9 protein-coding genes are annotated in these 10,121 nt (G+C 73.7%); 5 read left to right on the forward strand and 4 right to left on the reverse strand.

Annotation, left to right across the window (positions count from 1 at the left end; translation table 11 throughout):
- Positions 1–772 precede the first annotated feature (772 nt).
- Entirely contained in the window at positions 773–1,915 is a 1,143-nt protein-coding gene (locus CCN51_RS38170; protein WP_014178517.1) for an NADH-quinone oxidoreductase subunit D, read from the reverse strand.
- Positions 1,916–2,041: 126 nt separating this feature from the next.
- The gene (locus CCN51_RS38175) at positions 2,042–3,232 is read right to left on the reverse strand and encodes an SAM-dependent methyltransferase (RefSeq protein WP_086860632.1); all 1,191 of its coding nucleotides are present in this window, start codon (positions 3,230–3,232) and stop codon (positions 2,042–2,044) included.
- A 109-nt stretch (positions 3,233–3,341) separates the two neighbouring features.
- On the opposite strand from CCN51_RS38175, the gene CCN51_RS38180 reads away from it, so the two are divergent.
- Positions 3,342–4,568, forward strand: coding sequence for a sensor histidine kinase (locus CCN51_RS38180; protein ID WP_106436669.1), 1,227 nt, complete (start codon positions 3,342–3,344; stop codon positions 4,566–4,568).
- 152 nt (positions 4,569–4,720) lie between these two features.
- The gene (locus CCN51_RS38185; RefSeq protein ID WP_014178520.1) at positions 4,721–5,422 is read left to right on the forward strand and encodes a response regulator transcription factor; all 702 of its coding nucleotides are present in this window, start codon (positions 4,721–4,723) and stop codon (positions 5,420–5,422) included.
- A gap of 88 nt (positions 5,423–5,510) precedes the next feature.
- On the opposite strand, the gene CCN51_RS38190 is transcribed toward CCN51_RS38185, so the two are convergent.
- Positions 5,511–6,605 carry a DUF5937 family protein gene (locus tag CCN51_RS38190; protein WP_043491099.1) on the reverse strand — a complete coding sequence of 365 codons (1,095 nt, stop codon included), beginning with the start codon at positions 6,603–6,605 and terminating at the stop codon, positions 5,511–5,513.
- Between the two features lie 100 nt (positions 6,606–6,705).
- On the opposite strand from CCN51_RS38190, the gene CCN51_RS38195 reads away from it, so the two are divergent.
- Positions 6,706–7,053, forward strand: coding sequence for a hypothetical protein (locus CCN51_RS38195; protein WP_014178522.1), 348 nt, complete (start codon positions 6,706–6,708; stop codon positions 7,051–7,053).
- Here the strand turns inward: CCN51_RS38195 and CCN51_RS38200 are convergent.
- Entirely contained in the window at positions 6,961–8,178 is a 1,218-nt protein-coding gene (locus tag CCN51_RS38200; RefSeq protein ID WP_014178523.1) for a threonine aldolase family protein, read from the reverse strand. The two genes, CCN51_RS38195 and CCN51_RS38200, sit on opposite strands and share 93 nt — an antisense overlap.
- A 148-nt stretch (positions 8,179–8,326) precedes the next feature.
- Between CCN51_RS38200 and CCN51_RS38205 the strand changes: the two genes are divergently transcribed.
- Both CCN51_RS38205 and panC read left to right on the forward strand, forming a co-directional pair.
- A complete protein-coding gene (locus CCN51_RS38205; protein WP_014178524.1) occupies positions 8,327–9,265 on the forward strand; it encodes a Rossmann-like and DUF2520 domain-containing protein in 939 nt (312 codons plus the stop codon).
- Positions 9,262–10,121 (forward strand): pantoate--beta-alanine ligase (panC, locus tag CCN51_RS38210; RefSeq protein ID WP_086860634.1); only part of this gene is annotated, 860 nt, incomplete at its 3' end. The genes CCN51_RS38205 and panC, both read left to right, overlap by 4 nt.

Consider the following 10,121-nt stretch of genomic DNA (forward strand, 5'->3'; position numbering starts at 1 on the left):
CCCCGGCGCCCCCGTGGCCGGTGCTCCGACCGCCGAGGCGTATGCGCGAGCCGACGAGGCGCTGCGTCACCTGGTGCGCAATGCGCGCCGGCAGCGCGAGGAGCGCGAGCGGGTCCCGCGCCAGCCGCGCGCCGAGGAGCGCANNGACCGGCTGGTTGAGGACCGACCAGTTGAGGACCGACCAGTTGAGGACCGGCTGGTTGAGGACCGACCAGTTGAGGACCGGCTGGTTGAGGAAGACCAGTCGGGCGAGGTTCAGCCAGGCGAGGACCAGGCCGCTGCCGCCGCGCCCGGCGCCGGGGAGCCCCGGCCCCACGCCCGTACGGCCGCCTCCGCGGTGGTGCCGTACGCCGCGGCGCGCCGGGCCGCCTCGCGCGCGGAGGGCGGCTTCGACTACTTCGGTACGCAGAAGCAGCAGCCCAAGATGCGGGAGCCGGAGCCCGTCGAGCCCGCCGCCGACTCGCTCGTGCCGACCGACCCAGTTGGGTCTGCCGAGCCCGTCGAGTCTGCCGAGCCCGCCGAGCCCGCCGAGCCCGCCGAGTTGGCCGAGTCCGCCGAGTCCGCCGAGCGCCCGGAGGCGTCGGACGAGGACCTTGCCGATGTGATCGGCGCGGAGACGCTTGCGGAGGAGGCCGGGAAGGGCGCCGTGGGCGAGGTCATCGATCTGACCGAGCACGACGAGGCCGAGCACATCGAGATGCCCAAGCTGCGCAGCGCGATCTCGTAGGGCCGCCGTAACGGCCCGTCGGCTCCTCGTACCGTTATTTGTCGATTATTTGTCGATGTCGCCGACGACGAAGAAGAGCGAGCCGAGAATGGCCACCATGTCGGCGACCAGCGTGCCAGGCAGCAGCTCGGTCAGCGCCTGGATGTTGTTGTACGACGCCGACCGCAGCTTCAGCCGGTACGGCGTCTTCTCGCCCTTCGAGACGAGGTAGTAGCCGTTGAGGCCGAGCGGGTTCTCGGTCCAGGCGTAGGTGTGGCCCTCGGGCGCCTTGAGGACCTTGGGCAGCCGCTGGTTGATCGGGCCCGGCGGCAGCTCCGCGATCCGGTCCAGGCAGGCGTCCGCGAGGTCCAGGGAGTTGTGGGTCTGCTCCAGCAGGCATTCGAAGCGGGCCAGGCAGTCGCCCTCCTCGCGGACGACGACCTTCAGGGTGTCCCGCAGCTCCCCGTACGCCAGATACGGCTCGTCGCGCCGCAGGTCGAAGTCGACGCCCGAGGCGCGGGCGATGGGGCCGCTGACCCCGTAGGCGTGCACCGTCTCGCGCGCCAGCGCGCCCACCCCGCGGGTGCGCCCCCGGAAGATCTCGTTGCCGAGCACCAGCTGGTCGTACACGTCCATGCGCGAGCGGACCTCGGCCACCGCCTGGCGGGCCCGGCCGAGCCAGCCCGCCGGAAGGTCCTCCTTGAGGCCGCCCACCCGGTTGAACATGTAGTGCATCCGGCCGCCGGAGACCTCCTCCATGACGTGCTGGAGATCTTCGCGCTCGCGGAACGCATAGAAGATCGGCGTGATGCCGCCCAGCTCCAGGGGATAGGACCCCAGGAACATCAGGTGGTTGAGCACCCGGTTCAGCTCGGCCAGCAGGGTGCGGGTCCATACGGCGCGCTCGGGCACCTCCATGCCCAGCATCCGCTCGACGGCGAGGACGACCCCCAGCTCGTTGGAGAAGGCGGAGAGCCAGTCGTGGCGGTTGGCGAGCATGATGATCTGGCGGTAGTCCCGCGCCTCGAACAGCTTCTCCGCGCCGCGGTGCATATACCCGATCACCGGCTCGGCGCTCTGGATCCGCTCCCCGTCCAGGACGAGGCGCAGCCGCAGCACGCCGTGGGTGGACGGGTGCTGCGGGCCGATGTTGAGCACCATGTCCGTGCTCTCGGCGGCACCGCCGATGCCGACTGTCGTCTCCGTCATGAGCCCAGTCTCTCAGCTGCGCTGTTTCATGGGCCTGGCTGCTCGGATGTTGCAGCCTCCGTCATGAGCCCAGTCTCTCAGCCGCGCTGTTTCATGGGCCCGGCCGCTCGGATGTAGCAGCCTCCGTCATGAGCCCAGTCTCTCAGCTGCCGTTTCTCCGCCCGGCCGCCCCGGCCCCAGCAGCCCGCCGCACACCGCGACCGTCGGCTGAAGCAGCCAGGTGAAGCCCCCGAGCCCCGCCGGGTCCAGCAGCTCCGCCGCCTCGCCCGCCGCGCTCAGCGCGCGTACGTACGCCGCGGGGTCGTCGGTGGCCAGCGCCAGCGGCGGCCGCCGCCCCTCGACGCCGAGAGCGCGCAGCGCGTCGCGCTGGGGGAGGGTGACGGGGAGGAGCGAGGGATCCGCGCGCGAGTGATCCGCGGGCCTGTGATCCGCGGGCCTGTGATCCGCGGGCCTGTGATCCTCGGGTGTGGGATCCGCCATCCCCCGCAGGGCCGCCTCGCCCGCCGCCGCGCACGCGTCGAGCGCCACATGGGCGGTCAGATCACAGGAACCGTCCGGTACGGGCCGCACCTCACGCCCCTCGCGGAAGCCGGTCAGCGTCCCGAACAGGGGCCGCGCCCCGCGTTCGTGCGCGTAGTCCACGGCGACCGCGAGCCCCGACCGCAGGGCGCGTACCGCCTCCGCCCACGCCTCGTCCCGCGGCCGGCCGATCTCCGCCCGCAGCCCCGGTTCGTCCCGCGCCGACGGCCACCAGCGCGCCAGCCAGTCCGCGTCCGCGCCGCCCACCTGCTCGCCCAGCCGTTCGGCGCCGTCCTCGGTGGCGACCAGGACCCGGCGCCAGGCGCCGTCCGCGTCGGCCTCCGCCACATCGACGGGGACGTTGTCGAGCCATTCGTTGGCGAAGAGGAGTCCGTCGAGGCCGTCGCGCGGGAGCTCGCCGAGGTCCCCGAGCCAGGTGATCCGGGGGTCGAGGCCGGGTGGGCGCGGCGCCCGCTCCACGGCGTACGGGCGCAACCGCTCAGCCAGCCCGGAGCCCCGCCGCGCAGCCATCCCCGCCGCGCACGCCAGCACGCCCGTCAGCAACTCGCCCCGCCCCGCGCCCATGTCCACCATGGCCAGCTCGGCCGGGTGGCCCAGCGCCCGGTCCACCCGCGCCAGCAGTTCGGCGACCGCCGCCGCGTACCGGGGCGAAGCATGCACCGATGTACGGAAATGCCCGGCCGGTCCTTCCGTACGCCGAAAGAAACCTTCCGGTCCGTAGAGGGCGTGTTCGGCGGCGTCACGCCACCCCAGCCATTCCCGTGTCTCGCTCGCCACACGCCTACGCTAAGCGGAGCCGTATCCACCTTGGGTCGTAGGGCGGCGGCTCACGGATCGCCCGTCCGGCTGACCCCCGGACGTATCCACCATGCCTACGCTGGGTGACGTGCAGCGCCTCTACGACTTCCTCCGCAGGCACCCGACAGGGGTGGACAGCTTCTGGGCCGTCATCCTCTTCGGTTTCTCGCTCCTGTGGATGGTCAAGGCGCCCATGCACACGGTGCCGCGCGCCGCGGCCGTGCCGGTCGTCCTCGCGCTGTGCGCCGCCGTCGCGCTGCGCCGTCGTGCGCCCGAGAAGATGCTGATCCTCGCCACGGTGTGCGGGGTGGTCCAGGTCGTGCTGAACGTCGAGCAGAACCCCGCCGACTTCGCGATGCTGGTCGTCGTCTACACCGTGGCGGCCGAGGGGAAGCGCTGGGCGTCCCGCTTCGCGCTCGTCGCGGCCCTGGTCGCGCCGATCGTCGCCACCCTCCGCTGGCCCGGCCCGGATCACCCGGAGGCGGAGCAACGAACGTGGTGGGGCGCCGCCATCGCCACGGTCTTCATCACCATCCCGTTCGTCCTGGCCTGGGTGCTCGGCGACTCCATCCGCACCCGCCGCGCCTACTACGCCCAGCTGGAGGAGCGCGCCGCGCGCCTGGAGAAGGAGCGCGAGGCGCAGGCCAAGGTGGCGGTGGCCGCCGAGCGGGCGCGGATCGCGCGCGAGCTGCACGACGTCGTGGCGCACAACGTGTCGGTGATGGTGGTCCAGGCCGACGGCGCCGCGTACGTCATGGACGCCGCCCCCGACCAGGCCCGGCAGGCCCTGGAGACGATCTCCGGCACCGGCCGTCAGGCGCTCGCCGAGATGCGGCGGCTGCTGGGCGTGTTGCGCTCGGGGGCGCCCAGCGACGACAGCGACTACGTCCCGCAGCCGGACGTGGAGCAGATAGACGACCTGGTGGAGCAGGTGCGCGGCGCCGGGCTGCCGGTGGACTTCAAGATCGTGGGCAGTCCGCGCCCGCTGCCCAGCGGCGTCGAGCTGACCGCCTACCGCATCGTGCAGGAAGCGCTTACCAACACCCGTAAGCACGGCGGCCCGGACGTCGGTGCCAGCGTGCGCCTGACCTACTTCGACGACGGGCTCGGCCTCCTCGTCGAGGACGACGGGCGGGGCGCGCGGCAGGAGATGTACGAGGACGGCGGCGCGGACGGCCAGGGGCACGGCCTGATCGGGATGCGGGAGCGCGTCGGCATGGTGGGGGGCACCCTCGACGCGGGCCCACGGCCCGGCGGCGGCTTCCGCATCAGCGCGCTGCTGCCGCTCAGCCGGCCGGCCGAGCGGCCCCGCTGATCGGCCGTGCTGATCGGCCCCACTGATCGGCCGTGCGGCCGATCGCTGCCGATCAGTGCCGATCAGTGCCGATCGGTAGTGTCACCACGCACACCATGACCCGCTCACTGAGAAAACGCTCTCTGAAGCGCTGAGGGAAGGGACCCGACCGGATGCCGATCCGCGTCATGCTCGTCGACGACCAAGTGCTGCTGCGCACCGGCTTCCGGATGGTGCTCGCGGCCCAGCCGGACATGGAGGTCGTCGCCGAGGCGGGCGACGGCGCGGAGGCCCTGGAGGTGCTGCGCACCGTCGAGGTGGACGTCGTCCTCATGGACGTCCGGATGCCCAGGCTCGACGGGGTGGAGGCGACCCGCCGCATCTGCGCGCAGGAGGGCGCGCCCAAGGTGCTCATCCTGACCACCTTCGACCTCGACGAGTACGCGTTCTCGGCGCTCAAGGCCGGAGCGGGCGGCTTCATGCTCAAGGACGTGCCGCCCGGCGAACTGCTCGCCGCCATCCGCGCCGTGCACAGCGGCGACGCGGTCGTCGCCCCCAGCACCACCCGCCGGCTGCTGGACCGCTTCGCGCCGATGCTGCCGGGCGCGGCCGGCGGCACCGGGCCCGGCGGATCGGCCCGCCCCGAGCTGGAGCGGCTGACCGACCGCGAGCGCGAGGTCATGCTGCTGGTCGCGCAGGGGCTGTCGAACGGCGAGATAGCGGCGCGCCTGGTGCTCTCCGAGGCGACCGTGAAGACCCATGTGGGCCGCATCCTCACCAAGCTGGAGCTGCGCGACCGGGTGCAGGTGGTGGTGATGGCGTACGAGTCGGGGCTGGTACGCGCCCAGGGCCCGGGCGGCGGCTCCCGGCTCTAGCCTCGTTCCCTGCCCTGCCCTGCGCTGTCCCGCCCTGCCCTGCCCTGCGCTGTCCCGCCCTGCCCTGCTACCGCAGAACGTTCGCCGGCTATCTCAGAACGCTCTCCAGGAAGTCGCTGCCCAGCCGCGCCACCGCCGTCAGCTCCAGCTGATGCAGCACATACCGGCCGCGGCGGCGGGTGGTCAGCAGCCCCGCCTTCTTCATGACGGCGATGTGGCGGGAGACCTCCGGCGGGGTGATGCCGCACCACTCGGCCAGCTCGCCGGTGGTGTGCGGGCCTCGGGCGAGGCTGAGGCACATGCGCATCCGCATCGGGTGGGCCAGCGCGTCCATCCGGCGCTGGACCAGCTCCAGCGCGGCGGGCGGCGGCAGCTCCGGGGCCGCGACCGGGTACTGGATCACCGGGCGCCAGCCGGGCGCGTACACCACGAGCAGATGCGGCCAGCCGAAGGCGGTCGGGACGAAGGTGAGCCCCTGGCCGACCGCCGTCGTCTCGCCCCCGGCGAGCTTGTCCACGTGGATGCGCCGCTGACCGTCTTCGCCCGGCACGACGGACAACGCGGCCGACGTCGCCGCCAGCGCCTCCTCCAGTCCCTTGCGCCGCAGCAGCTCCCCCTTGTGGCGGGCGTCGGCCGCCAGCTGGCCCCGCACCCGGTGCCAGGTGTCCGCGAAGAACGCCTGGTCGCAGTCCTCCAGCAGACGGCGCAGCCAGACCCGCAGCCCGTCCGGGTCCTCCAGCATCCGGTCGACGAACGCGGCCTGCTTCGGCCCGCGGGCCGCCGCCAGCTCTCGCACCCGCGCCCGCTCGCCCGCGTCTACCAGCGGCGACGGCGAGGGAAGTGCGTACGAGGTGGGGGAGCAGGCGATCTCGAAGGCGGCCGCCACGAACGTCTCGTCGTCGATCCGGTCCAGCGCGTCCAGCTCCTCCGCGAGCGTCGCCCCGGGCTCGGCGGGCAGCAGCAGGTCGGAGCGGGAGGAGCGCCACAGAAAGTCCGCCTCGTGGAGCCGGTCGGCGAGGTCGGGCTTGAGGCCCGCGGCCGTGGCGGTGGCCCAGCCGTGCAGCCCCGGGTGGTGGCCGGGCTCGGACAGCACATGCAGCGCGGCGCCCAGCTCGGCGAGCGGGGAGGGGCTGAAGACCATGCGCTCGGGCGGCAGCCCGGTGATATCGATGACGCTGACCATGGCTCCTATGGTGCGGTCCGCGACGACGGCCTTCGACGTCATTTGACGGCGATCGTCAATCGAGACGACCGGCGGCCGGGGGCGGGCGCAGCCTCGTGTCATGAGCCTCACCGAGCAGTACGTACTGGACCTGTACCGCGCCGCCCAGCGCGGCGAACCCGCCCCGCCCGCGCCCCGCCCCGGCGACTGGCGCACCATCCGCGAGCTGAGCCGGTACCGCGACTTCTGCGCGGTGGTCGAGGAGCGCCCGGCGCGCGGGGCGGCCCGGCGGACCGTACGCGCCCGGCAGGTCGTACGCGCCCGGCTGGCCGCCCTCTTCGCCCGGCGCCGGGCGACGGGCGCGGCAGCGGCCGGCTCAGCCGACCGCCCTCTCGCCCTCCGGAAGCCGCTTCAGGAAAGCGGTGACGGCGGCTGCGACATCGTCCGCCGTCCACTCCAGTGCGGATGAGGCGACCGTCACCTCGGTCATGGCCAGGCCAGGCGGACCCGACTCCCACCACCGGCCGAACAGCGTCGTCCGCGTCTCCTCCGCCAGCCGCAGCCCCGCCTCGTCCAGGTCAGCCGCCGGATACGGCAGCCACACCTGGAACCGGTGGGTGTGCGGCCGGCGCGGATGCACCCGGAACCAGGCCACCCCGGCGGCCGTGAACGCCTCGTCCAGCGCCCGCGCCACGACCTGGGCGTGCGCCACATACGACGGCAGCCGGGGCAGCTCGCGGTCCAGACCGGCCAGCGCGGCCAGCGCCGCGGGCCACTGCTGGAACACCTGCCCGCCGTACCGGTGCCGCCACGCCTTCGCCTCCGCCACCAGCGCCTCGGGCCCGGCCAGCGCGGCCCCCGAGATGCCGCCCAGCGACTTGTAGAACGACACGTACACCGAGTCCGCGAGGGCGGCGATCTCCGACAGCTCGCGCCCGAAGTGCGCGGTGCACTCCCACAGCCTCGCCCCGTCGAAGTGGACCACCGCCTCCCGCTCCCGCGCGGCTTCCACCACGGCGGTCAGCTCGTCCCAGGTGGGCAGCGCGAAGCCCGCGTCGCGCAGCGGAAGCTCCAGGGCGAGCGTCCCGAAGGGCTCGTCCAGCTCCCGGACCTCGTCGGCCGTGGGCTGCCGCGGTTCACTCGTCGGCCGCACCGCGCGCAGCCCGCTCACCGTCAGATAGGCGTCGCGCTCATGCACCTCCAGATGCGAGAGCGGATGCACGGCCACGGCCGGATTGCCGGTGCGCCCCGCCCAGCAGCGCAGCGCGATCTGCTGGGCCATGGTGCCGGTGGGGAAGAAGGCCGCGGCCTCCATGCCGAGCAGTTCGGCGACCCGCCGCTCCAGCTCCTCGACGACCCCGTCCCCGTAGAAGTCCACCCAGTCGTCCAGGTCGTACGACCCGGCCGCGTCGGCCGTCAGCCGGGCCAGCCGCTCGCGGATCCTCTCACCGACGGCGAGGTCGGCCAGCTTCCGCGTCGAGCCGCGCCACGCCGCGAGCCTGCGGGCCCGCAGGTCCGGTTGCCCCGGCTGTTCCGGCTGTTCCGGTCCCCCCGGCTGTTCCGGTTCGCCCGGCTGTTCCGTTCCGTCTGCCATGGGCCGAGCATGTCGTACCGGCGCTCGGGCGGGCCACAGGGTTTTCCACAGCCCTGGGGACAGGGCCGGAGCATCTGGAAGCACTCGCGTAGCATGGCGGGGAATCGTCCGGTACCCCCTGAGGACTGGAACGGAAGGCCGTCGTCGAGTGAACGCACATCCACTTCCCGAGCCGCAGGACCGCCCTGCCCGGCTCACCGTCGGGGTCGTCGGCGCCGGTCGCGTCGGCCCTGCCCTCGCCGCCTCGCTGCGGCTCGCAGGGCACCGCCCCGTCGCCGCGTCCGGCGTCTCCGACGCGTCCGTGCGCCGGGCCGCCGCGCTGCTCCCCGAGGTCCCGATCGTCCCGCCCGCCGAGGTGCTGGCGCGGGCCGAGCTGGTCCTGCTGACCGTCCCCGACGACGCGCTGCCCGACCTGGTCAGCGGCCTCGCCGAGACCGGTGCGGTGCGCCCCGGGCAGCTGCTTGTGCACACCTCCGGGCGGTACGGCACATCCGTGCTGGATCCCGCCCTGCGCGCCGGGGCGCTGCCGCTCGCGCTGCACCCCGTCATGACCTTCACCGGCACCCCCGTCGACGTTCAGCGGCTCGCGGGCTGCTCGTTCGGCGTCACCGCGCCCGAAGAGCTGCGGATGGCGGCCGAGGCGCTGGTCATCGAGATGGGCGGCGAGCCCGAGTGGATCGCCGAGGAGGCCCGGCCGCTCTACCACGCCGCCCTCGCCATCGGCTCCAACCACCTGGTCACCCTGGTCGCCCAGGCCATGGACCTGTTGCGCGCCGCCGGGGTCGGCACCCCCGACCGGATGCTCGGCCCGCTGCTGGGCGCCGCCTTGGACAACGCGCTGCGCAGCGGCGACGCCGCGCTGACCGGCCCGGTCGCGCGCGGCGACGCCGGCACCGTCGCCGCCCATGTCGCCGAGCTGCACCGCCACGCGCCCCAGGCCGTCCCCGGCTACCTCGCGATGGCCCGTTCGACCGCGGACCGCGCGCTCGCCGCCGGGCTGCTCAAGCCCGAGCTCGCTGAGGACCTGCTTGGCGTCCTCTCGGACGTCTCCGACGTCCCCGACCTGGGGGGAGGGGCGGGAGCATGAGCCCGAAGCTGTGGCGCAAGGCCGTCCCCGGCGAGCCGGACGTGGAGCTGTTCACCAGCCGAGCCGACTTCGACGCCGCCCTGGCACAGTTCGCCACCCCGGGGCGGGTCGCCGTCGTCATGACCATGGGCGCGCTCCACGAAGGACACGCCTCCCTCATACGCGCGGCCCGCGCCCGGGTCGGAGCCAAGGGCGTGGTGACGGTCACCGTCTTCGTCAACCCCCTGCAGTTCGGCGCGGGCGAGGACCTGGACCGCTATCCGCGCACGCTCGACGCCGACCTCGAGGTCGCGGCCGCCGCGGGCGCGGACATCGTCTTCGCCCCGCCGGTCGAGGAGGTGTACCGGGGCGGCGAGCCGCGGGTGCGGATGACCGCCGGTGACATGGGGGAGCGGTACGAGGGCGCCTCGCGGCCGGGGCACTTCGACGGGGTGCTCACCGTCGTGGCCAAGCTGCTCCACCTCACCCGCCCGGACGTCGCCTTCTTCGGCGAGAAGGACGCCCAGCAGCTGGCCGTGATCCGCCGCATGGTGCTCGATCTGGACTTCCCCGTCGAGATCGTCGGCGCTCCGACGGTCAGGGAGATCGACGGCCTCGCGCTCTCCAGCCGTAACCGCTACCTGTCGCCGCAGGAGCGGACGACCGCCCTGGCCCTGTCCCGCGCGCTGTTCGCGGGCCGCGACGCGGGGCGGGACGCGGGGCGGGACGCGGCGGCGGTCCGGTCCGCCGCGCGCGCGGTGCTCGACGAGGCGGCCTCCCTCCAGCCACCCCTCGACCTCGACTATCTGGCGCTCGTCGACCCCTTGGACTTCACCGAGGTCCCCGACGACCACACCGGCGAGGCCGTCCTCGCCGT

It is taken from the genome of Streptomyces milbemycinicus, assembly GCF_002154605.1.
Lineage (GTDB): Bacteria > Actinomycetota > Actinomycetes > Streptomycetales > Streptomycetaceae > Streptomyces > Streptomyces milbemycinicus.

What these genes read in the sequence shown, in the direction of transcription:
- CCN51_RS38195 (WP_014178522.1), top strand. Translation starts at nt 6,706, where the DNA reads ATGAGCCTCACCGAGCAGTACGTACTGGACCTGTACCGCGCCGCCCAG.
- CCN51_RS38200 (WP_014178523.1), bottom strand. Translation starts at nt 8,178, where the DNA reads ATGGCAGACGGAACGGAACAGCCGGGCGAACCGGAACAGCCGGGGGGA.
- CCN51_RS38170 (WP_014178517.1), bottom strand. Translation starts at nt 1,915, where the DNA reads ATGACGGAGACGACAGTCGGCATCGGCGGTGCCGCCGAGAGCACGGAC.
- CCN51_RS38185 (WP_014178520.1), top strand. Translation starts at nt 4,721, where the DNA reads ATGCCGATCCGCGTCATGCTCGTCGACGACCAAGTGCTGCTGCGCACC.
- CCN51_RS38190 (WP_043491099.1), bottom strand. Translation starts at nt 6,605, where the DNA reads ATGGTCAGCGTCATCGATATCACCGGGCTGCCGCCCGAGCGCATGGTC.